22 protein-coding genes, 1 tRNA gene and 1 pseudogene are annotated in these 22480 nt (G+C 62.7%); 11 read left to right on the forward strand and 13 right to left on the reverse strand.

From position 1 onward, the window contains the following. The first annotated feature begins 32 nt into the window (after nt 1-32). Nucleotides 33-521, forward strand: a complete 489-nt coding sequence (locus C4E04_RS13825) for a Spy/CpxP family protein refolding chaperone (protein ID WP_245416106.1) — start codon at nt 33-35, stop codon at nt 519-521. A gap of 191 nt (nt 522-712) precedes the next feature. Further along, nucleotides 713-2017 carry an NRAMP family divalent metal transporter gene (locus C4E04_RS13830; RefSeq protein ID WP_109598135.1) on the forward strand — a complete coding sequence of 435 codons (1305 nt, stop codon included), beginning with the start codon at nt 713-715 and terminating at the stop codon, nt 2015-2017. A 1200-nt stretch (nt 2018-3217) separates the two neighbouring features. Here C4E04_RS13830 and C4E04_RS13835 read toward each other — a convergent pair. Beyond that, nucleotides 3218-3652 carry a DUF1622 domain-containing protein gene (locus C4E04_RS13835; RefSeq protein ID WP_109601136.1) on the reverse strand — a complete coding sequence of 145 codons (435 nt, stop codon included), beginning with the start codon at nt 3650-3652 and terminating at the stop codon, nt 3218-3220. A gap of 651 nt (nt 3653-4303) precedes the next feature. On the opposite strand from C4E04_RS13835, the gene C4E04_RS20920 reads away from it, so the two are divergent. Continuing rightward, nucleotides 4304-4525, forward strand: a complete 222-nt coding sequence (locus C4E04_RS20920) for a hypothetical protein (RefSeq protein WP_162559399.1) — start codon at nt 4304-4306, stop codon at nt 4523-4525. Nucleotides 4526-4638: 113 nt separating this feature from the next. Here the strand turns inward: C4E04_RS20920 and C4E04_RS13845 are convergent, their stop codons facing one another. From C4E04_RS13845 to C4E04_RS13860, 4 genes are all read right to left on the reverse strand, one after another. Next, nucleotides 4639-5112, reverse strand: a complete 474-nt coding sequence (locus C4E04_RS13845; protein ID WP_371681998.1) for a YidH family protein — start codon at nt 5110-5112, stop codon at nt 4639-4641. A 139-nt stretch (nt 5113-5251) separates the two neighbouring features. Further along, nucleotides 5252-6760, reverse strand: coding sequence for an arylsulfatase (locus C4E04_RS13850; protein WP_109598142.1), 1509 nt, complete (start codon nt 6758-6760; stop codon nt 5252-5254). 171 nt (nt 6761-6931) lie between these two features. After that, complete coding sequence (locus C4E04_RS13855; RefSeq protein ID WP_109598144.1) at nt 6932-7438, reverse strand: hypothetical protein; 507 nt, start codon at nt 7436-7438, stop codon at nt 6932-6934. Continuing rightward, nucleotides 7438-8370: a formylglycine-generating enzyme family protein gene (locus tag C4E04_RS13860; RefSeq protein ID WP_109598146.1), complete on the reverse strand. Its 933-nt coding sequence runs from the start codon at nt 8368-8370 to the stop codon at nt 7438-7440. Before C4E04_RS13860 ends, C4E04_RS13855 begins: the two co-directional genes overlap by 1 nt. A 341-nt stretch (nt 8371-8711) precedes the next feature. On the opposite strand from C4E04_RS13860, the gene C4E04_RS13865 reads away from it, so the two are divergent. From C4E04_RS13865 to C4E04_RS13880, 5 genes and pseudogenes are all read left to right on the forward strand, one after another. Continuing rightward, nucleotides 8712-9302, forward strand: a complete 591-nt coding sequence (locus C4E04_RS13865; RefSeq protein ID WP_109598148.1) for an HdeD family acid-resistance protein — start codon at nt 8712-8714, stop codon at nt 9300-9302. Nucleotides 9303-10537: 1235 nt separating this feature from the next. Continuing rightward, nucleotides 10538-11440: a hypothetical protein gene (locus C4E04_RS13870; RefSeq protein ID WP_210204575.1), complete on the forward strand. Its 903-nt coding sequence runs from the start codon at nt 10538-10540 to the stop codon at nt 11438-11440. Nucleotides 11441-11613: 173 nt separating this feature from the next. Next, nucleotides 11614-13059, forward strand: a pseudogene (locus C4E04_RS13875) (DUF1254 domain-containing protein); the annotation flags it as partial. Nucleotides 13060-13293: 234 nt separating this feature from the next. After that, nucleotides 13294-13491, forward strand: a complete 198-nt coding sequence (locus C4E04_RS21460; RefSeq protein ID WP_245416328.1) for a hypothetical protein — start codon at nt 13294-13296, stop codon at nt 13489-13491. Between the two features lie 26 nt (nt 13492-13517). After that, complete coding sequence (locus C4E04_RS13880) at nt 13518-13805, forward strand: hypothetical protein (RefSeq protein ID WP_109598150.1); 288 nt, start codon at nt 13518-13520, stop codon at nt 13803-13805. 326 nt (nt 13806-14131) lie between these two features. On the opposite strand, the gene C4E04_RS13885 is transcribed toward C4E04_RS13880, so the two are convergent. Both C4E04_RS13885 and phhA read right to left on the reverse strand, forming a co-directional pair. Further along, nucleotides 14132-14207 (reverse strand) — tRNA-Lys (locus C4E04_RS13885). 102 nt (nt 14208-14309) lie between these two features. Next, the gene (gene phhA / locus C4E04_RS13890) at nt 14310-15167 is read right to left on the reverse strand and encodes a phenylalanine 4-monooxygenase (RefSeq protein ID WP_109598153.1); all 858 of its coding nucleotides are present in this window, start codon (nt 15165-15167) and stop codon (nt 14310-14312) included. Nucleotides 15168-15292: 125 nt separating this feature from the next. On the opposite strand from phhA, the gene C4E04_RS13895 reads away from it, so the two are divergent. Then, complete coding sequence (locus tag C4E04_RS13895) at nt 15293-15769, forward strand: Lrp/AsnC family transcriptional regulator (protein ID WP_109598155.1); 477 nt, start codon at nt 15293-15295, stop codon at nt 15767-15769. A 240-nt stretch (nt 15770-16009) separates the two neighbouring features. On the opposite strand, the gene C4E04_RS13900 is transcribed toward C4E04_RS13895, so the two are convergent. From C4E04_RS13900 to cobT, 6 genes are all read right to left on the reverse strand, one after another. Then, nucleotides 16010-17743: an Ig-like domain-containing protein gene (locus C4E04_RS13900; RefSeq protein WP_162559401.1), complete on the reverse strand. Its 1734-nt coding sequence runs from the start codon at nt 17741-17743 to the stop codon at nt 16010-16012. Between the two features lie 315 nt (nt 17744-18058). After that, nucleotides 18059-18265, reverse strand: coding sequence for a hypothetical protein (locus C4E04_RS13905; RefSeq protein WP_109598159.1), 207 nt, complete (start codon nt 18263-18265; stop codon nt 18059-18061). Nucleotides 18266-18277: 12 nt separating this feature from the next. Further along, nucleotides 18278-19069: an enoyl-CoA hydratase-related protein gene (locus tag C4E04_RS13910; RefSeq protein WP_109598161.1), complete on the reverse strand. Its 792-nt coding sequence runs from the start codon at nt 19067-19069 to the stop codon at nt 18278-18280. Then, nucleotides 19066-19731 (reverse strand): uracil-DNA glycosylase family protein, encoded by a 666-nt coding sequence (locus tag C4E04_RS13915; protein ID WP_109598163.1) that lies wholly within the window; start codon nt 19729-19731, stop codon nt 19066-19068. Before C4E04_RS13915 ends, C4E04_RS13910 begins: the two co-directional genes overlap by 4 nt. Before the next feature lie 70 nt (nt 19732-19801). Continuing rightward, nucleotides 19802-20323: a thermonuclease family protein gene (locus C4E04_RS13920; protein ID WP_109598165.1), complete on the reverse strand. Its 522-nt coding sequence runs from the start codon at nt 20321-20323 to the stop codon at nt 19802-19804. Next, the gene (gene cobT, locus C4E04_RS13925) at nt 20324-21349 is read right to left on the reverse strand and encodes a nicotinate-nucleotide--dimethylbenzimidazole phosphoribosyltransferase (RefSeq protein WP_109598167.1); all 1026 of its coding nucleotides are present in this window, start codon (nt 21347-21349) and stop codon (nt 20324-20326) included. 78 nt (nt 21350-21427) lie between these two features. On the opposite strand from cobT, the gene cobS reads away from it, so the two are divergent. After that, nucleotides 21428-22264: an adenosylcobinamide-GDP ribazoletransferase gene (cobS, locus tag C4E04_RS13930; protein WP_109598170.1), complete on the forward strand. Its 837-nt coding sequence runs from the start codon at nt 21428-21430 to the stop codon at nt 22262-22264. A gap of 18 nt (nt 22265-22282) precedes the next feature. Further along, on the forward strand, nt 22283-22480 hold the full coding sequence (locus tag C4E04_RS13935; RefSeq protein WP_109598172.1) for a DUF1289 domain-containing protein: 198 nt from the start codon (nt 22283-22285) through the stop codon (nt 22478-22480).

Genomic DNA, 22480 nt, shown 5'->3' on the forward strand with positions numbered 1-22480 from the left:
CCCAATCCGAGACACGAATGCCGATGGGCCCAATGATGCAAGGCCGGGGCATGCCCGGCAGCATGATGGGCGGTCCCGGTCGACGCATGATGGGCTGGTTCTCGCCTGAGGACATGAACGCCTTTATCGATGCCCACATCGCTGCCATTCATGCGGGGCTGAAGCTGAATGCCGATCAGGAAAAGCTCTGGCCTCCCGTCGAGAGCGCCATGCGCAATCTCGCGACCCTTCACCTCGGCCATATGCAGGCCATGCGCGAGACCCCTCGCATGATGACGGGCGATCCGGTCGGCATGCTCCGCGCGGTGGCTGATCGGATGAGCCAAGGGGCAGATGCCATGCGCAAGCTCGCTGACGCCGCCTCGCCGCTTTATGCGACGCTCGATGAAGCCCAGAAACGACGTCTCCAGGTTCTCGTGCGCATGGGCTCCCGAGCTATGATGGGCCGCAGAATGATGGGGCCTGGCATGATGGGTTCTGGCGGCGGGATGATGGACGACGACGATGAAGACAGCCCTTGAGTCCCGGCCAAGCCGATATCCATCTACAGTTTCGCACATATTACCCGAGCGCAGCGATGCCTGGATGATCAGGCGAGGGCTTTAGACCAGCCCTATATGATGTATTCTTGCTGCTCGGGTGCTCGGCATCCTTGAGAGTCCGGCGACGGACGACAGGTGCCCCTCGCCCGTACGCCAAGCAGGTGCCAATCATGGCCAAGGTCGACAGCGACGATCCTGAAGGGCCAAGCCCTACCATCCCGGCGACCAAACCCCGCCTGCTGCAGGTGCTTGGCCCGGGCCTGATTACGGGAGCCTCTGATGATGATCCGAGCGGCATCGCTACTTACAGCCAAGCGGGAGCGCAATTCGGTTATGGTCTGACCTGGGCCATGCTGTTCACCTACCCGCTGATGTCCGCCGTGCAGATCATCAGCGCACGGGTGGGTCGTACGACCGGGCACGGGATCGCCGGCGTCCTGCGGCAACACTATCCCAACTGGCTCCTGCAAACCATCGTGGTGCTGCTCCTGGTCGCCAACACCATCAATCTTGGAGCCGATCTCGGCGCCATGGCGGACGCGGTCGCCCTGCTTCTGCCCGGCCCGAACTGGGCCTACATCCTCGTCTTCTCGGGTGTGTGCATCTACATGCAGGTGTTCCTGCAATACACCCAGTACGTGGCGATTCTGAAATGGCTGACCGTAGCCCTCTTCGCCTATTTTGCCGCGTTTGTCACAATCCACGTCGAGTGGGGCAGCCTTGCCCGTTACCTTTTCGTCCCCCACCTTGAGTGGCGAAAGGAATATCTCACAACCGTCGTGGCGGTCCTTGGCACCACGATCAGCCCCTATCTGTTTTTCTGGCAGGCTGCCGAGGAGGTCGAGGATATCCACGCCTACCCGCGCCGCAAGTCCCTGCGGAAGGCTCCGCGGCAGGGCAAGGCAGCCCTGCATCGTATCGAGCTCGATACGATGGTCGGCATGGCGTTCTCCAACCTCGTGGCCCTCGCCATCATGGTCACGACGGCAGCGACGCTTAATCTGAACGGCATCACCGACATCCAGACATCGGCACAGGCGGCCGAGGCGCTGAGGCCCTTTGCGGGAGAATTCGCTTTTGTCGTGTTCTCTCTTGGCATCATCGGCACCGGGATGCTGGCCGTGCCCGTGCTCGCCGGTTCTGCCGCTTATGCCATCGGCGAGGCGCGCAAGTGGCCCGTGGGGTTTTCTCGCCGCCCGCAGGAAGCCAAGGCGTTCTACGGCACGATCGCGCTCGCGACGCTGATCGGCATGGCGATGAGCCTCACCACGATCAACCCGATCAAGGCGCTCTACTGGGCAGCCGTGCTCAATGGCGTCATCGCCGTTCCGGTGATGGTCATCATGATGTTGATGGCCTCCCGTTCTGATATCATGGGCCGCTTCCCGGTCCGAGGCGGCCTCCGGATCCTCGGCTGGGGCTCTACTGGCGTTATGGCCGCCGCCGTGATCGCCATGCTGGCCACTTCACTATAATTGACTCCAACGGCCCATCACTCCCCATTTCAGGTGCGTGACTATCTCAAAGCTACGTCTCCTGATTTCGCTAGCTCTTCCCGCACGCAATCAGCTCAAATGTGAGACCAAGGCTGGAGTATTAAACAAGAAGGTGGGAGAGCAAGGCCAATCGCAGATCCGTTGAGGCCTTTAAAGGGAAGCGGGCAAATGCCTGAACTGGCATGTCTGCGTTCGAGGAAGTCCCAACAAACGGAATAAGGCAGGGATGACAATGACAGGTATCGCCCGGAGCCGGCTCAAATGATGTTTTAGTTCGGAATATTGCCCGTTTTTATTTGTGCACTTGCTTTCTATACGCCAACTAGTTACCCGCCGCGTAAGTCTCTTCATTCCGGAAAACCGGATCCGCCAGAATTACCCCGGAACTCGACCAAGGTCAGAGACCCGCGCTCCTGCGGATAAAGGATCGTATTTCTGATGTAAGGCATTATGCTTTGACACCAAGAAAGCTGCCGTGCCTATACGTCCAGATTCGATATTTCCGGCGCTGCCGCCTTGCACCCTGGCGCCAAATATATGAGGCGCCAAGGTCAAAGTGTCAGCCACCTGATAATTGATTGACCTTCTCTTTTCACCCCTGGCCGGGTGCCATAGCAAGGGTTAGCCCAAGCCTGATTAGGAACAATTCAGACTTTGAGCGTCATGACTCGATATGGCCCCTGAGGTTGCGTGAAACATCGGTCGCTGCGTGATTTTCGGAAGATGCAAAGTGCTGCGCAACGAACGTATGCCGCCGTTCACTACCGATGCTTAGACAGATGGCGCACTCAATGTAATCTGAAATCTCCTGAATGAAATCACTGGGGCGCATTACCAACCACTTTCTCTCGGAATGATTGGCGGCCGTAGAAGGATTCTGACTGACTAACCATGTCTCTGCCACCCAAGGCCCGGCTTGTATGAATACTCACACCGCACGTGAATACAGGACGAACCGCCTCTCTCCTGCCATGCTCAGTTGGTCAGCTTTCATCGTGACATAAGGCCCTGATTCAGTCAGGCGTGCGGGCGCCGCTTCTAAGCACATGGATCGGCCAAGTCTGAGCCATGTCAGCGGGTCCACTTATTGCTACAACGGAGAATTTCGGAAGGGTCAGCTTTGTGTCAGGACCGGACCTTGCCCAGCTAGTGAGGCTATCGAGATGTGACTTAACCCCTTCAGGACCCTCTCGGCGTCTTGCCTGGCATCACTCCTGATCTGGCGCTGCTGTCGTCATCGGGCTTTGTAGGCGTGGGTGTCGCGTCCTCGGCATGCCGCTTCTGGCGTTCACGGATCTCTGTCAGGTCGATCTCCAGAAAATAGTTGAGGAATGTCCGGATCACGGCGATCGCCGCAAGACGCCCTATCGCTTCCCAGCTCTCGGTGATCGAGGTCTCGACGATGTCGGCGGCGAGTTGGAAGGTCAGGGCCGCCACGAGCCAGCGCCCATACCGCAGCCAGGTTTTCCGCGCTCCGTAGCCCGACGGCGAGGATAGCATCGCGCTTAGCCCTTTGGCGAAGGCCTCGACCGTGCCGATGACGATCATCACGAGCGCCAGCGCATCGATAATGATGATGATGGGTTCGCTGACAGTGACAAGCCATCCCTTCATCGGCGCCCCCGGCTGCATCTGGACGAGGCGTGGCCTTCCGCAATCGTTGCAGAGCCTCCCGGGAAGACGGTCCTCCAAACGCCCATCCTGCCGGCGCCGCCGATCCTGTACGCATGAGCCTTATCGATTGTCTCGACGAGAGGGTTCGCCCTGAGCTCCCAACTACAGGTGAAGAAGAACTGGTTCAGCAAGGGCTGCTCCCAGAACAAGATACGCTCCTTGTCGAAGTAGTGACGTACTGACGAACTGACAGAAAGTTCGGTCTGCTCGGCGTCGTCACCCGCACGACGACGTCAGGAATTGCGTATTTCGACGGATCGTCGCGCCTGGATGAATGGGCATCATGCTCCATGCATGGTTCTCCCGCCCGCAGATTACTCCACGCTGGACGATGTCTCTCCCGGCTCGAAGCGGGGCACTGGCCCGTTTCCGCTTACGGCCTCCGACATCTGTGCCAGGACATCTTCGGCGATGAGGCTGATCAGCCTCTAAATATTTGATATGCTTGGCCATTCGCGCGCCGGCAAGAGACAGATGGGCCGGAACAAGGGGCGTGACGCAACGTTGGAGGGGTCTGGTACCCAGCCGAACGTCAGCCTGCGGCAGCCTTGCCGCAGGCACGGGTGGCCTGTGACAAGTTTGGAGAGTTGCGTGTTCCTTGATGACAAGTTTCCTTATGGCGGCGGGCCGAGTGGCCCATCGTGCCAAGCCTGCAAGCGGATGATCCTGCCAAGCGACCGCACGAAGCGGGTGGTGTTCCGGAATGATCCCGACGGATCCCAGGGGCTCACCGGCGACTATCACCTGGCTTGCAGCCGGCGGTTCGAGTCGCTGGCGCACGTGATCAATCTGACCCCATGGTGCGGATTCTAGACGCCTCATAAGCCTAAGGGCCCCAATCCGAGCTGGAATAGCGTCTGCTCTGGGTTGCCGTTCCATGGCTGGCATTCTGGGCGCTGAGTGTCGCGATCAAAGGCTCCTCCCTCTCAATTGAAGGGACCGATTTGGAAGATCATGCTGACGATCGCCGTGATGCCGGTAACCAGCAGGAGAATGGCTGTGATCAGGGTCAAGGACACCGGGAAGCGGCTCTCGCCGTGGATCAGATGATCGGCAGCCATATCCTTACGTTGCGCGCGCAGGCCAAGCATGTACTGGCTGTGATAGACGATACCGCCGATCAGCATAAGGATGCCGAGCGCGACCAGTGTGATGCCGAAGTTCCGAGCGGAGCCAGCGTGTGTCAGCGTGCCGGCTTCGCGCAGTCTCTGGAAGAACTGGAAGATCGTAAATCCGAAGCCGATGAGCGACAGCGATGTCCGGATCACGGCCATCAGGGTCCGGTCGGCGCTCATGCGGGTGCGCTGAAACGACATGCCGGTCCGGCGTGCGGACAATTCCACAGCAACGTCATCGCTTACAAGGCGTCTCGGTTTAGGATCAGCCGTCATCAGGATCATCCTCGTTCGGAACGACCACAGTCGAGAACGACGCCCGCCGCCGGCTCGTATAAACCGTGGCGCTCTGCTGCCGTCGATGTCCGCGGCCCATGGCGGTCAGGTCCTCCCTCGCAAACCGCTCCAGCAGGACTTGGAAGGTTCAGTGGTGCCCCCCTCCGGCGGTCTCCGTGATCTTCTCCATAACCTGATCAATGCCGAAGCTCGCCGCCTTCTGACGCGGCGGAAATTCCTTAAACGTCGCAAGAAATTCCGCCACGCCTGCCTGTGCGGGAACGAGCATGAAGGCGTGGTCCAGCAGCCAATCGTAATAGGTGTTGGAGGTGATGTCCGCGCGCTCATAAGGATCGGTGCGCAGATTGAAGATCTTGGGCACCCGCAGGGTCACCATCGGCTCGGCCCAGATCTGGAGCGTGCCGCGGGCCCGCTGCTCCATGAAGGCGAATTTCCAGTTATCGAAGCGAAGGCAGGCGAGATCGCCGTCATCCGTGAAGTAGAAGAACCCCTTTCGCTCGTGTCGTTTGGCCTTTCCGGTGAGGTAGGGCATGAGGCTGAAGCCATCGACGTGAACCTTGAAGGTCTTGCCGTTCGCCTTGTAGCCACCTTTCTTGAGCTTCTCCTTGATGTCCGGGTCTCCAGCCGCTTCGACGATGGTCGGCAGCCAGTCGAGATGACTGACGATCTCGTTGCAGACCGTCCCAGGCTTGATCACGCCCGGCCAACGCACGAGGCATGGCACGCGGTATGCACCTTCCCACATCGAGTTCTTCTCGTTGCGGAATGGCGTCATGCCGGCATCCGGCCAGGAGTTCATGTGTGGACCGTTGTCGGTCGAGTACATGACCATCGTGTTGTCGGCGATGCCGAGCTCGTCGAGCAGGTCGAGCATCTGTCCGATGTGCTTGTCGTGCTCGATCATGCAATCGTGATACTCGGACTGCCAGCGTCCAGCTTGGCCGCGGATGCGCTCCTCGATGTGGGTTCGGAAGTGCATGTGCGTGGTATTGAACCAGACGAAGAAGGGCTTGCCATCCTTCGCGGCCTTCCTGATGAAATCCTGTGCGGCCTTGAGGAACTCGGTGTCGACGGTCTCCATGCGCTTCCTGGTGAGCGGGCCCGTATTCTCGATCTTTTGCCCGCCCTTGCCGTCCGACCAGCAGTGCAGCACGCCCCGCGGACCGAAGTTCTTCCTGAAGTCGGGGAAGTCCTTTTCACTCGGGTAGTCGGGAAGCTCCGGTTCCTCCTCGGCGTTGAGGTGATAGAGATTGCCGAAGAACTCGTCGAAGCCGTGCATTGTCGGCAGGTGCTCGTCACGGTCGCCGAAATGGTTCTTCCCGAACTGACCGGTCGCGTACCCCAAAGGCTTCAGCAGTTCAGGGATGTTCGGGTCCTCGGCCCGCATGCCGAGCGCAGCGCCCGGCAGTCCGACCTTGGTCAGGCCGGTCCGCAGCCCGCACTGGCCGGTGATGAAGGATGCACGTCCCGCCGTGCAGCTCTGTTCGCCGTAATAGTCGGTGAAGAGCGCGCCCTCCTCCCCGATGCGGTCGATGTTTGAAGTGCGATAGCCCATCAACCCTCTCGTGAAGATGCTCAGGTTCGATTGGCCGATATCGTCACCCCACAGAATCAGGAAGTTCGGTTTCTTCGCCATTGCACGGCTCCTCTAGGTCATCCTGGCTGGACGAAACACGCAAACGCATTGGCTGGTCGCCCTGCGTCGCGTCCATTTCTCTTGAGGGACACGGCAGCGCAGCAGCTCATCACGGCATTCAGTGCGATGATGGAGGGGTGTGGAAGCGGAGCGGCCCACATGATGCATGTCTCACGATGCCGGACCGGCGGACCGACGGCGGATCCACCACCCGGCCAGACGGCTGAACGGCCCGCGCAAGAGAACGTAAGGAAGAAAGGCGAGCAGGATCGCAATGAGCACCGTCTCGGCTGGGTAGAACGCATCCAGCACGACCGCCTGGTAAATCCGATCCATGAGGAAACCCAGCAGAATGATGCGCGCTGTCGCGATCACGCCCTCGCGCAGGCGCCCAGTGCTCTCGTTCCGGTCTGTGAGCAGGCCCCACAGGTATGGCGAACGGTTTAGGCGCGCGTCCTTTGTCCCATCGTGGAAGGCCACGATGGCCGCCATGGCCGGCTGAAGGATGAAGCGGAAGGTCATGGGTCCCGCGGGCCGCTCGACGATGTTTCGCCCGATCCGCCCCAGGACCTCGGTCGAGAGCCCGTACCAGAACAGGCCAAGCCCGACGAGGACCGCGGCAATGATGACCACAAGGCGAGCCAGCAGCAACTGGTTGGCAGTGACGGTGTCGGCCATCACGTCCCCCTTGCACCAGTGGCCTCACGCACCACGCATCGGAAGCCGACATGGCTGGTGGAGGTGTCGACCGGCTCAGGATGACGCGCGGCGGGACGGTAGCGGCGGCAATAGCTCGGGGCGCAAAGATGCGAGCCGCCCTTGAGCACTTTGCGCGGAATCCGGATCTCCGGCTGGCATGGATCGTAGCTCGCCTCCTCGCGTCCGCCGCGCGGGTTCTGCGGGATGCAGCACGGCTTCGTCGCATCATTCGGGTGCTTTGGTGCGTAGAAATCCGACGTCCATTCCCAGACATTGCCGATCATGTCATAGAGCCCATAGCCGTTCGGCAGATATGCTCCGACTGGTGAGGTGCGCTCGTAGCCGTCCTCGCGCGTGTTCCGGAACGGGAACTCACCCTGCCAGGTGTTGGCCATGTGCCGCCCGCCCGGTGTGAGTTCGTCGCCCCAGGCGAACTCGGCGCCATCGAGGCCACCGCGGGCCGCGTACTCCCACTCCGCCTCTGTCGGCAATTCCTTGCCGGCCCAGCGGGCATAAGCCTCGGCATCGGCGCAGGTGACATGCACCACCGGGTGATCGTCCAAGCCTTTGATCGAGGAGCCCGGTCCGTACGGCCGGCGCCAGTTCGCCCCGAATACGAACGACCACCATTGACTCCAGTCGTTCAGGTTAATCGGGTAATCCGGCGGGCTGAACACGAGCGAGCCGGCCTTGAGCATGTGCGGCAGGGCGCCCGGGTAATCCTTGGGGTCGGGCCGCTTCTCGGCAAAGGTGACGTGCCCGGTCGCGCGAACGAACTCGCGAAACTGCCGGTTGGTGACCGGTGTCGTATCCATCCAGAGGCTGTCGACGGCAACGCGATGGACCGGCGCCTCCTCAGGATAGTGCTTGTCCGAGCCCATGCGGAATGTCCCGCCCGGGATCCAGACCATTCCGGGATGCGGCAGGCTCCGGCACTGAGTTCTATCGACGAACGCGCTGATGGTGGACACGGACCATTTCGACTCCGGCTGATCCGAAAATCTCACACGGATCGCGTGCAGTCGCTTGACCGGAGTGGACAATCCGTTGACCGGACAGGACAGTGGGCGTGTGCCCGAAATAAAACCAGCCGCTTGTCCAGTTTTGTCAAGCGAATGTCCGGCCCGATCAAGCATGAAGGGTAAAGCTGCCTAGACTTCCTGCAGCGGCTAGGCTCCCGCTGCTGAGGCGTGTCTGCCGCTACACCTATCGGAACCCTTAGTGCGCTGCGGTCGTCAGGAGGGAGAGCCGAATGTCCCAAGCAAGCCTCACCCCTCTCGACGGCACGGGTGTCAGCGCTTCGCTGGCCCAAAGCCATAGGTCGCTCTATGCCGTCGGCATCCTGCTCATTGTAGCCGGCTTGGCTGCACTCGCACTCCCGTTATTCGTCGGCCTGGCCGTGGAGGCGGTGGTCGGCTGGGCCTTTGTGATCGCAGGCGTCTCCCAGCTCCTTTATGTCTTCAGAGCCAAGGGCTGGGGCGGGTTCGCCTGGCAACTCCTGATCGGCGCGGTCTTTCTGCTCGGCGGCATTACCCTCCTCGCCAATCCGGTAGCCGGCCTGATCAGCCTGACACTCGTGATCATAGCCACCTTCATGGTCAGCGGCGCCCTCAAGATCCTCGTCGGCTTCCGGCTCAGACCCATGGATGGCTGGGGCTGGTTCGTGCTGCTCGGCCTCCTGTCGCTGGCTGTCGGCCTGCTGATCTGGAACCGATTGCCGAGCTCGGCGGCCTGGAGCCTGGGTCTGCTCGTCGGCATCGACTTCCTGTCGACGGGTCTCGTGTTCCTGCGCTTCGGCTATCTGGCGGGTCAGACCGCGCGCATGACCGGCGCACCGGCCTGATACGGCCGATGATGGTTTTGCCTGGTCCCGACCCCGTCGCGCCGCATGGACTCGAAGTCATGGCTTCGCGATCACATGCGGGCGCGGATCCTGAGGGACGCGCCCAGCCGCGTCTAGCGGGCAGGGACTCTCGTGAGCGGCTTGCACACGCCGCCGACCATTTGCTCGCCTCGCTTGCAATGCCTGCTTGAGGGAGTTGCCCGTGCCGAAGCCGCTCGGGTCGTGCTACCGGTGGTGCGAGGGCCGCTGTAATATCCTTCATGCTTGGGAGATGCTCTCGTGAGCGGCTTGCACACGCCACCGACCATTTGCTCTCCCCGCTTGCAGGGCCTGCTCGAGGGAGTTGACTGTGCCGGGGCTGGTCCACTGAGAGCGACAAGTAAGGCAGCCGCCGATATCAGTCCGAACAGAGTTTTCATAAGAGCCTCCTCATAGGGTTTCCGAAGAAGCGAAGTGCGCCTACATGAGCGATAACGCTGACGTCCCCATCGTTCGACGCCGCTTGGACGCGTCGCTGCCGAAAATGCAGCCCTCAGCGCGCCCGCTTCTCAAAAGGGGCGGATGCACCGCATCCTTCCTTGAGCGCTCCATTCTGATCATATCGGTCCAGACCGCTCTTGATCCACTTGGACAATTCCTGAACATTTCTGGACAGCGATCGGCAGATCGCGCTCAAAAACCTGTTCAATATTGTCGCATCTAACGGAGCGGACGATACGATCCGTCCCTTGCCATGCGCTACGTTCGCTTGAGGCCAAGTATGCCCTCCGAAGGTATATGCCCCGCGAAAGTCCCCTCCTCGCATTATGCGCCATGGGCCGCTGATCTGCCTCTCGATCAATGGCGCTCACTCAATACGATCGCATGAGTGCCCGCCATGCGTCCGTGGGGTGCCGATCCGCTCTGACATGGCGTTCAGGTCCAGGATGGGCACTCCAGAAGGGGAACCGCGCCTAATCGTCATTGACGATATGCTGCCTTTCGGATGAGCATCCGAGGCGGTACTGCCCCTCGCTGGCGTCGCGGCCGGCCCATGTTCGAATGTGACACGCGCCCTCACGGGCGTGTGGCGTTCCTGAGATCATGGACAACTTTCGAGGAGGTTCACATGGGACGCTCTCAAGCCATCCTGCTGGGCGCTGCCGCGTCGCTGGCGGCGCTGCCCAACATGGTCCTGGCGCAGGGGCTGCGGGCCGGCATGACCCTTCTCTTCCCAAAATGAACGGACAGCTCCCATGCGCCATCGCCTGCGCCGCCTGCGTTACGGCCTTTTCGTCCCCTTCGGCTTCCTGACCGCGATGGGCGGAACGGCACTCGCGGCCGACCTTGCGCCCGCTCCCGCGGCTGCCGTCGAAGCTCCAGTCGCAGCGCCTCCCGCATGGAGCTTCCGCTTCACGCCCTATGGCTGGATCATCTCGCTGAATGGCACCCAGACGGTGCGCGGGCGCTCCGAACGCGTGAATGCGAGTTTCCTCGACATCCTCGAGAAGAGCGACAGCCTGGTCGCCCTCATGGGCGACGTAGAATTGCGCAATGGTCCCCTGGCTCTCTTTGGTGACGTGGTCTGGACCAAGATCGGTTTGGACCGGAGCACGGTCCGGTCGCGCACGCTGGCGCCCGGTGTGCCGGGAACTCTCGGCGCCGCCCTCAACCTGGATGTCGAGATGGCCATCGTCGAGGCCGGTGCATCCTATGAGGTGGCCCGCTCGGGGCCGCTGGCTTTCGACGTCCTCGGGGGAGTCCGCTACTGGCATCAGACCGCCGACCTCTCGCTGGGCATCGCCGCCGGTGTGCAGACCGCCGATCTCGTGATTGCCGGGGCACGGGCCATCGCCCGGTCCGGTTCGGTCGACTGGCTCGATCCGCTCGTCGGGGCACGCATCCGCTACGCAGTGGCGCCGGGGCACGAACTCTTCCTGCGCGGCGACATCGGCGGCTTCGGCGTGGGGAGCGACTTCTCCTGGCAGGCTTTCGGCGGCTACAGCTTCGACTTCGGCACCTACAACGGCATCACGTTCTCGGGCGTGATCGGCTACCGGGCATTGTCCGTCGACTATGCGCAGGGCGAGGGCCGGCAGCGTTACGGGTTCGACATGCTCGTGCATGGCCCAGTGCTCGGCATCAGCGCCAGGTTCTGATCACCGACAGGGATTTCAAGTGGCGGGTTATGGACCGTGCCCCGCCGTACATCGACACTCACTTCGGCGTCCGAAAACGTCAAACGAATGTCCACATCGATCAAGCAGTTCAGCTCCTAAGGTCCACAATGGTCGGCAGTTCTGCCGTGACCGGCGCGAGAGGAGCCTCTCCCATGACCCGCTTACGTTTGTCCCAGACCGCTGCGGCGGCCCTGATGGCAGCCGCCCTTACGTCTCTCGGGGGAAACACTTCCTGGGGGCAGCCGGTCGAGGCAAGCCCCCGCCTGTCCGCCACGAGCCTGAAGGAGCAGGAGGCGTTCGCCATCGCCAAGGATGCCTATGTCTACGGTTACCCGCTGGTCACCATGGAGATGACCCGCCGTGTCACCACCAATGTCGCCCAGCCGGGCGGAAACCGCGCGCCGATGGGTCAACTCGTCAGCCTGCGCGAGTACCCGACATCCGCCTTCCGGGATATCACCGCGCCGAACGCCGACACCCTCTACACCTCCGGCTTCATGGATGTCGGCCGGGAGCCCTATGTTCTCTCCCTGCCCGATATGAACGGGCGCTACTTCCTGTTCCCGATCCTGTCCGCTTGGACCAACGTCATCGCCAGCCCGGGCAAGCGCACCACCGGCACCGGGCCGCAGACCTATGCCATCACTGGCCCGAACTGGAAGGGCACGCTGCCGGACGGTGTGAAGGAGATCAAATCGCCGACCGATATGGTCTGGATCCTCGGCCGCATCTATTCCACCGGCACACCGGAGGACTACAAGGCCGTCTGGGCGCTCCAGGATCAGGTCAAGCTCGTGCCGTTAAGCGCCTACGGCAAGCCCTATACGCCGGCGGCCGGCAAGATCGACGACGCCATCGACATGAAGACAGCCGTGCGCAAGCAGGTCAACCGCCTCGAGCCTGGACCGTTCTTCAACCTGCTGGCGCAACTCATGACAGACAACCCGCCTCCGGCGGAAGACGCCCCGATGCTCGCCCGCATGGCCAAGATCGGCATTGTGCCAGGTCACGCCTTCGACACGAGCCAGCTCGATCCGGAGATTGCCAAGGGGGCCGAGCGCGCGCACCGGGCCGGCTGGGAGGAAATCGCCGGCGGCGTCCGCACCATGGGATCCCTCGAAAACGGCTGGATGGTCGCCAGGACCTTGGGGCGCTACGGGACCGACTACGCGAAGCGCGCCACGGTGGCGGCCTTCGGGCTGGGTGCCAACCTGCCCCAGGATGCGGTCTATCCCACGACCAGTGTCGACGCCTCCGGTCGTAAGCTCACGGGAGCCGAGAAGTACGTGATCCACTTTGAGAAGGGGCAACTGCCGCCGGTCGAGGCGTTCTGGTCGCTGACCATGTATGACGCCAACTTCTTCTTCGTCGCTAATCCCATGAACCGCTACACCCTGAGCCAGCGCAACCAGTTCACGTCGAACCCCGACGGGTCCATCGACCTCTACCTCCAGAACGAGTCGCCCGGGGCCGGCAAGGAGGCCAACTGGCTGCCGGCCCCAAAGGGCGACATGAATTTGATGCTGCGCCTCTATTGGCCGAAGGAGACCGACCCATCGATCCTGACCGGCACCTGGAAGCCGCCGAAAGTGGAACGGGCTGACGAACGTCCGGCGGCGGACCAAGCCAGCCTCGTGTCGACGCCGAACAGCGCCTCGATTACGTCCGGCCCCAGTACGACCGGCAGCGCCGGGGTCGGTCCGGTGGCAGGCTCATCGACGGTCGGCGTTGCGGCGGTGGACGTGCGCACCCTCTACGGCGGCTTCAGCGTGAAAGATCAGATCCTCGGGCGCCAGGTCTACAACAACAACGGCGAGCGGGTCGGTCATGTGGTGGACCTGATTGTGGCGCCCGACAAGACGGCCACCTACGCCATCGTCGGAACGGGCGGCGTCCTCGAACTCGGTGAGCATCTGACGGCGGTGCCCGTCAGCCAGTTCACCCTGAAGGACGGTCAGATCATGCTGCCTAACGCCACCCGGCAGTCACTGGAGGCGATGCCTCGGTTCGTGCGGGCGAGCAATGAGTAGGTGATGTCGTGAAGAGGAGAGGCATCATGATCAGGTTTATCGCCGCTCTCGGTCTTGTTCTTGTCACGACGGGCGCATTCGCGCAGGTCGGGCCATCGACGACAGGTCGGCCCTGCGCCGCCGACCGCGCTTTGGTGAGCGCCCGAGGGGCGGTCGTTCTAAGCACCGGCCAGTACACCTATGGCCGCTTCGTGCGGGATTCACGCTACTGCCAGGTCGACCAATATGCAGAGCCCGCCTATGTGCCGAGCGACGATACGGCCCAATGCTTCGTTGGCTATCGCTGCGCGGACGGGCCGGACGACGATTTCTGATCGACGGAGTGCGCTCCTCGACAGGAGGCGGTCATGGCTTATCTGCCAACACGGCCACTTGATTGCCCTGCTGACTCGTTATGAGCGTCACGTCCACGACAGCGACGTCAATGTCCGGTCGGGGTTCGAACCGATCTCTGTTGAGCCACTCCTCGGAGCCTGGAAAATGCAGGTTTCGTGGAGAAGAAAAATGCCGGCTGAAGAAACGTACAGAAATTGCTCAATCGCCGAGAACCGGGGCAGCGAGACAGCCCCTATCCAGCTGAACCATTGAAAAACGTCGCCGTCTCTGGCCGCCTGGAAATTCAGCGATTTTCTTAGAGAAATGGTGGGTGTGCAAGGATTCGAACCTTGGACCCGCTGATTAAGAGTCAGCTGCTCTACCAACTGAGCTACACACCCGTCGCCGAAGCGAATTCGGCGCCGCGTTGTTCGCCGAAGAGGCCGTGCGTGTAACAAACGACACGGCCCCTGTCTACCCCATTCAGAGAGGTTTTTGCACGATCAGGCGGCGGATTTCGCTTTGGCCGCGTGATAGCTCCCGTCTCCCTGTGCAAGAACGTCGTCCTCAGGCTGGAGGTCGCCAGGCTTGATGTCGTCCTGGCCCTCGAGGTGCTGCCAAAGTGGGATCAGCCGATCGAGATCGAGGCTCGGCCAGGCCTCAACTCCGTCGAGGACGAAATAGGTCTCCTGATAGTCGTCGATGCGATAAAGGGTGCGCATCACGCGCCCCAGATCGAACCTGACCCGGTTGGGTGACTGGCTCTCAAGTGCGAATATAGTCTCGCCCGGCGAGGAGGCGATTCCCGCTCCCACGATCCGCAGGCCATCCGGGGTTTGGGCAAGGCCGAACTCCACCGTGTACCAATAGAGCCGCGCCAGACGCTTCAGGGCCCCGTGCTCGGCGGCCACGAGCCCCGCCTTGCCGTAGGCCTCCAGGTAATCCGCATAGACCGGCTGCATGATCAGCGGCACATGGCCGAACACATCATGGAAGATGTCGGGTTCCTCGATATAGTCGATCTGCTCCGGCTTGCGGATCCAGAAGCCTGCCGGGAATTTCCGGTCAGCTAGGAGACGGAAGAACGCGAGGTCCGGAATGAGCCCGGGCACCGCCACCACCTCCCAGCCGGTCGCCTCGCGCAAGCGCCGGTTCATGACCCGGAAATCCGGAATGCCCTCCTGGCCGATTCCGAGCCGATCCAGCCCCTCCAGGAACTGGTTGGCGATACGGCCTTTCAGGATCTCGCGCTGGCGTGTCGCGAGGGTCCGCCAAGTGGCGTGGTCGGTCTCGGTATAATTTTCGAAGCTCTGCTCGACGAGGTAGTCGCGCGGATCGTCGCTTCCGGTGGCACTGTTCATGGACGTTTCCTCCATCCCATGAAAGCAAGGATATCACCCGACCAGGGTCATTTTCCGCCCATGACGCCCTGGATCTGCGCCCATGAGGTCATAAAATGACCTGAGGATCGCAAAGTGAGACAACCATGCCCCGCCATCTCTCTCCCTCCGACAGGCGCATCCTTCGCGTGCTCCAGCGCGAGGGCCGCATCACCAATGCGGCCCTGGCCGACAAGGTGGGGCTTGCCCCCTCCCCCTGCCTGCGGCGACTCAAAGCGCTTGAAGATGACGGCGTGATCGAAGGCTACCGGGCGATCGTCAGCCGCAAGACTCTGGGCTTCGAGGTGGAGGCCTTCGTGTTCATCAAGCTCGAGCAATCGGAACCGGGCTGGCGGACCCGCCTGGTGGAGCGGCTCAAGGACTATGAAGAGGTGATCGCCTGCCATGCGCTCGCTGGCGAAGTCGACCTGATCGTCCACGCGGTCGCAAAGGACATCGAGAGTTTTGGGGAGTTCACCATGAACCGGCTGCTTACCCTGCCGGGTGTCGCCGATGTGCGATCGAGCTTCGTCCTGTCGAGCATCAAGCCGAATGCTCCGGTGCCAGTGCCGGAGCATTCCTAGCACCGAGGCTGCGATCTGTATGGTCGGCTTGCTGTATGGTCGACTTGGCCCCCGTCTGCTCTCCGCATAAGGCGACTTAGTCAGTGCCGGCGAGAGTATTGGAGATGGACCTCAGGCGCTCCCGAGATCCGAAAGGAGAGGTGGGTCCTGATATCCTGGAGACGTGGCGATGCCACGACCCCAGCCCGAAGGACGCCCCCGGGAGGATGGGACGCCCATCGACCCGCCCTGCCTTGGCTCTCAGACGAAGAAGAAGTCCTTGTAGGTCATCTTGAGGCCCTTCTTAAGTGTGGCGATCTCAATAGCCTTGTGGCTGCCAGAGCCATCGGAGTCATAATAGAGCACTCCCTTCTTCCGGTCATAGATGACGAAATCGTCCTTGTCCTTCGCCTTGTCGAGGCTGAAGAACTTGCTCGCCATCTTCAACGGCTTGGCCTCCGTACCCTTCTTGATCGCCGTGTAGAGTGCCTTGTTGGACTTAAAGAGTGCATTGTCGAGCCAGATCGAGTCGTCTGCGACAGAAAAATCCGTGATCGTGTCGAAGTTGCTCTTCTTGTCGAATTTGGTCGTGAACACGAACACGTCCTTGCCGGCTCCGCCGGTGAGCATATCCTTGCCGGCTCCGCCGTCGAGCCGATCGTCCCCGGCCTCACCTTGAAGAATATCGTCGCCAGCAAGGCCCTGGATCACATCATTCCCGGCCTCTCCCGTAAGTGAGTCCACGCCTGCTGTACCGATCAGGGTCAGGGGATTGGTTTCGACCACATTGGTGACTGCAAGCGACAGGCTCTGAGTGGCCGCAAGGCCGTAAGGATCATGAGCCGTGACCGTAAAGTCGAAATGTCGCAACCCGGCCTCATAGTCGAGCGGCTTGACGAGCACGAGAGAGGTTCCATCGAGGCGGAAAGTACCGGTTGGATCGACGAGTGTGTAGGTAAGCGCATCGCCATCGGCATCGTGGGCGGAGAGGCTCGCCACCACCGTGTTCATCTGCGCCGTCTCCGCCACAACAGAGGTTGATAGCTTCACGCTATCTGGAGCGGAGTTGATGAGGACGACAGTCGAGTTGTCACCGTTGAACTTTGCAAACCTGACGTTCTTGAGGGTGTCGCTGCCGTCCTGCCCGGCGCGCTTGTCGACGATGGTCGTCACGGCGCCAACGGTGCTTATGTCGTAGTCCACACGAGAGCCGGAATAGACCGCAACGTCGTTGCCGCCACCTCCGTCGATGGTATCGTCACCGGCACCGCCCAGGAAGGCTTCAAATCCTCCTCCACCATAGGCGCGGTCGCTTCCGCCGCTGAGAGAGATGACGCCGGTCACGCTGCCGCCACGACCGTCATAGACATCGTCTCCGTTACCGAAGGTTGCGTTCCCAAGAAGACGGCCGTGGTTGGTGAGCATGGCCGCAGCTGTCCCATCGGCAACCTCGAAAGCGCCCTGGTCGCCGCCGACAATCGTCCCACTGTTTGCAACCGAGACGAAGCCCGTCATTGCGCTCACGAAAATGCCAGCGTGACTTCCCTGGATAACGCCGCTGTTGTTCAGGGAGACGCCGCTTCCAGCGATCCAGACTCCGTGGCCGTTTCGGCCAACCATCGAACCTTCGTTGAAAATCAGCGAAGGACCATCCGTGCGGATAGCGCTGTCGGCGACGACCGAACCGAGATTCTGAAGAGCGTTATCGCCCGCCATAAAGTAGATGCCATACCGGGCTGCAACAGCCAGGCTGCCCGCATTCAAGGTCGCGGTTCCACTCCCCCCGAATGAGATCGCGTCCGACAAACTGCTGACGACCCGGGCACTGGCGCCCAGAGTTGCGTGACCAGCACCAGCTGCATGCAGTCCGGCCGCACCGGCACCTCCCGCTGCAACTGTCACCCCCGCCGATACGGTGACTGCATCGCCATCGGGAATATCGTATCCATGGGCCAAATCGCCGGTCGCAGAGATGTTTGTCGAAATGATAGCCATGACTGTTCCTGTAATGATATTACAGGTCCAATAATCAACGTTTGCCTTTTAGGCAAGAAGCTTACTTGAGCAAGCTACGGAAGCTGCGTACCTGCTGCCAGAATTGCGCAAAGGTCCTTGGCAAGACATGACCTCAAAGAAATAATCTTTTAGTATCAGTTACTTCTATAGCCTCAGCCCTGAAGTATCAGTTTCCGGTAGCGCATCCAACCGCTGCGTACCAAGAGACAATCTGCTGAGCGTGCGCATCAGAGCAGCGCTTTGCCACAGGATCAGCAGCGTCAGCCTTCCAAAATGAGAACTCGCGACGTTCCGCTACCGCCGCGTCATGGTCAGGTAGACGATGAAGCCGCCGATGCCGAGGGCGAGGACGGCCAGGACGATCTCGCGGGTCTCGCCCGTGAAGGCCGCGTCCCGGTAGGCCTGGGTCAGGGCGGCGGATCTCTGGGGATCTTGCGAGACGAGCATCGTCAGGAACGCGCTGAAAACCAGAAGACCGATGATGATGTAGGTGATCCGCATGGCAGTCTCCCCTCACCGGCCCTCGAAGGCCGGCGCGCGTTTCTCGCGGAAGGCCCGGATGCCTTCCATGAAGTCCCGGCTGAAGCCCGCCTCCCGTTGCAGTTCCGCCTCGAGGGCGAGTTGGGCTTCCAGATCGTTCGAGAGGCTCTGCGCGAGGGCCTGCTTGGTCAGCCGGTAAGCAAGCGCAGGACCACGGGCGAGAGCGGCCGCGAAGACCGCGACATCCTCCCGGAAGGTCGCATCATCGAAGACCTTGAACACGAGGCCCATGGCCTTGGCGTCCTCGGCAGAGACCTGCTCCGCCGTAAGCATCAGCGCCAGCGCCCGTTTCGGGCCCACGAGACGCGGCAGGATCCAGGTGCCGCCTGCGTCCGGCACGAGGGCGATCCTGGAAAAAGCCTCCTGGAGATAGGCGGAGCGTGCCGCCACGACGATGTCGCAGGCGAGCGCGATGTTCATGGAGGCGCCCACCGCGGGACCGTTGAGAGCCGCGATTGTGAGCTTGGGATAATTCGCGAGCCTGAGGACCAGAGGATTGTAGTCGCGTGCGAGAGGCGGCCCGAGATCGACCCGGCCCTTCTCGTCGCGGGGCAGGTCCTCGGTCAGGTCCTGGCCGGACGAAAAGGCGCGTCCCTCCCCGGTGAGCACCACGACCTTGACGGCGTCATCCTCGGCGAACCGTGCGAGCACGTCGCGCAGCTCCGCGTGCTTTGTGGCGTTGAGGGCATTCAGCTTGTCGGGCCGTGCGAGCATCACGGTGGCGACGGGTCCGTCCGTGGTCACGCGCAAGGTGGTCAGGCTCATGCGGCAGGCTCCTTTTCGTCGCGCGCGAGCATAGAGCGGACTTCGTCGCGAAGCACGGGCAAAAGCTCGGCCTCGAACCAGGGATTCTTCCTGAGCCAGCCGTTGTTGCGCCAGGAGGGATGCGGCAGCGGCAGGATGCGCGGATGCTGTGGAGCCGAGAGAATCTCGCGCCAGCGCCGCACGGTCTGCGTGAGCCCGTCACGGAAATTCTCGCCCAGATGCCAGGCCTGGGCGTATTGCCCGATCAGCAGGACGAGTTCGAGGTTCGGCAGCGCCGCGAAGATCGGCGCGCGCCACGTTTCGGCGCATTCCCGGCGCGGGGGCAGGTCGCCGCCCTTCGCGTCCTGGCCCGGAAAGCACGCGCCCATGGGCACAATGGCGACCTGGGCAGGGTCGTAGAAGGCCTGCGGATCGAGGCCGAGCCACTCTCGCAGGCGCGCCCCGGACCGGTCCGAGAAGGGGATGCCGCTGGCATGGGCCCGGGTCCCCGGTGCCTGGCTCGCGATGCAGAGGCGCGCCGTGGGGCTGCCCTGGAGGATCGGGCGCGGCTCATGGGGAAGCGCCGGGCCGTGACGGGGCGCATCGCGGCAGATGCGGCAGGCTTCGAGCTTGCGGGCGAGAGCATGAAAATCGTCGGCATGAAAATCGTCGGGAGGGGGCATTCCAGGCAGATGGGAATCGAAACCGCCTCGGTGAAGGCGTCAGGCGAGGACACGAGGTCGCGCAGGCCCGTCAATAGAGATGGCTTCGCCGCCATTCCTGGGGTCGGTCGAAAGTGGTGGACCAGATCCCCTTCCCCTGCAGGCGCGCCTTCGCCTCGAGGATACGGTAATCGCCATAGGCGACCGCAAAGCCATCGGACACCATGCGCGCCCCGATATCCTCCCCGTCCACGAAACAGCGGGCAAGCAGGCGCTGGTAGCGGTCGCGCCCGGAGACCCGGCATTCCACGTGACGGTTGAGGATCATGCCGAGCAGGGTATCGCGGGCCTTCTCGCCGCACAGGATCGGAGTTCCGTTCCGCATGCAGGATTGATTGAGCTCAGGCGCATCGATCCCCTTGAGGCGGATCCGGTTCTCGCCGATCCGGATCGTGTCCCCGTCCAGCGCGAAGGCGCGGCCCGAAACCTCCCGCCCGCTCGGCTCGAACAGGATCCGGGCGCAGGCGGCCAGGAGGATCGCAAAAACCAGGGACGTGAGCCCGAGATAGGGTCGGGAGGGTCTGAGACGTCGGCGAACGAAACGTGAGGGCATTCAGGGCAACCGCTCCGATACACCGGCTTGGCTGAAAGTGGCCATATCACGATGTATCGTAGCGGCAGTTTTGACAATCCCCATGGCGAGCGCAGCCCCGCTACCCTCCCCGAGGCGCATCCCCAAGGCCAGGAGCGGGATTTTGCCCAGGCGCTCCAGCACGTCCCTGTGGGCGCCCTCGGCCGAGAGGTGGCCGGCGACGCAATGGTCGATGGTCGCTGGGTGGATGGCGTGGAGGATCGCGGCCGCGGCGGTGGACACGTAGCCGTCGAGGATCACCGGGATGTGCTGCAGGCGGGCGGCCAGGATCGCGCCCGCCATGGCGGCGATCTCGCGCCCGCCGAGGCGGCGCAGGATCTCGAGCGGATCCTTCAGGTGATCGCGATGGAACGCGACCGCCTCCTCCACGGCCACAACCTTGCGGGCGAGCCCCTCATCATCGACACCGCTGCCGCGCCCGACCCAGTGGGCGGCCTCGCCCCCATAGAGGGCCGTATAGATCGCCGCCGCCGTGGTGGTGTTGCCGATGCCGAGTTCGCCCACGGCGAGCAGGTCCGTGCCGCCCGCAATGGCCTCCATGCCGAACGCCATGGTGGCGACGCAGGCCTTCTCGTCCATGGCGGGCTCGACCACGATGTCCCCGGTCGGCATGTCCACCGCGAGATCGAAAACCTTGAAGCCGAGGCCGAGGCCGGCGCAGATCTGGTTGATGGCGGCGCCGCCTGCCGAGAAGTTTTCCAGCATCTGCCGGTTCACGGAGGACGGATAGGCCGAGACGCCCCGTCCGGCCACGCCGTGGCTGCCGGCGAAGACGCAGACGAGGGGCCGGTCCACGGTGGGACGCGGCTTGCCCTGCCAGGCGGCGAGCCATTCGTTGAGCCATTCGAGACGGCCGAGGCTTCCGGCCGGCTTCGTCAGCTGCGCCTCCCGCTCCCGCACGGCCGCGACCGCGGCCTCGTCAGGCCCCGGCATGGTGGTAATCAGGCGCCGGATATCGTCGAACGGGGAGGTCTCAGGGGCACTCATGGGGGCTCCGGCCCGAATGGGCGTTGCGGAAGACGAGATGGCGTGACCTATAACGGCCAAGCCGTGGAGGGTGAAGCTATGTCCGACCAATTGCAGCAGGCTGATGGCATTTCGCCGAAACCTTGGCAGGAATTTTTCACCGATCTGGCGCGAGCCCTGCGCTTCTATTCCCGCCTGCCGGTGCCCGTCCTGCCTTGGGAGGCCGACCCGCACACGCTCCCGGATTTCGGACGAATCATCCGGGTGCTGCCCCTGGCAGGCCTCGTGCTCGGAATCCTGCCCGCCCTCGCCTTCGCGGCCGCCCTTGGCCTTGGCCTCGGCCCCTGGCTCGCAGCGATCCTCTCGGTCGCGGCCGCAACGGTCACGACGGGCGCCTTCCACGAAGACGGGCTCGCCGACACGGCCGACAGCTTCGGCGGCTCAACCCGGGAGCGGCGGCTCGCCATCATGAAGGACAGCCTGATCGGTTCCTTCGGCGCCTGCGCCCTGGTGCTGGACCTTGCCCTGCGCATCGCTGCGCTAGCGACCCTCGCCGAGCGCGTGGAGCTTTCCGCCGCCATGGGGGCGATTCTCCTCACGGCCGCCCTGTCCCGCGTGGCGGGGCTCGTGCCCCTGGTGTTTCTGCCGCCTGCCCGGCCCGACGGCGCCGCCCAGGCGGTAGGCCGCCTCGGCCGGGAGAGCTTTTGGCTCGCGGCAGCACTCGCGGCAGGGTTTGCGCTCCTCCTCGGCCTCGCCGCCGGGCTACCAGCGGCCGGAATCGCCGCCATGGTCCTTGCAGCAGCTCTCGCGGGCATCGCGTTAGCGGGTTTGGCCAAGCGCCATATCCAAGGGCAGACCGGCGACATCGCGGGCGCCGCCCAGCAGGTCGCCGAGATCGCTGCGCTGATCGGCCTCTTGATCGCGCTTCGTCCGTAACGACATGATGATCAGATCATGAGCCGCGTCTCCAGCCCCTGCATCCGCGTCTGCACCCTCGATCCCGAAACCGGCCTGTGCGAGGGCTGCGGCCGCACGCGCGACGAGATCGGGCACTGGTATCGCCTCACCGAGGACGAGCGGCTGCGCATCATGGCGGAGCTGCCCGAGCGCATGCGCCGGGCCTTCGCGCTCGACGGGAGCGAGCGCGAGTGA

Origin of the sequence: Microvirga sp. 17 mud 1-3 (assembly GCF_003151255.1) — a bacterium.
In the GTDB taxonomy this organism is placed as follows: domain Bacteria; phylum Pseudomonadota; class Alphaproteobacteria; order Rhizobiales; family Beijerinckiaceae; genus Microvirga.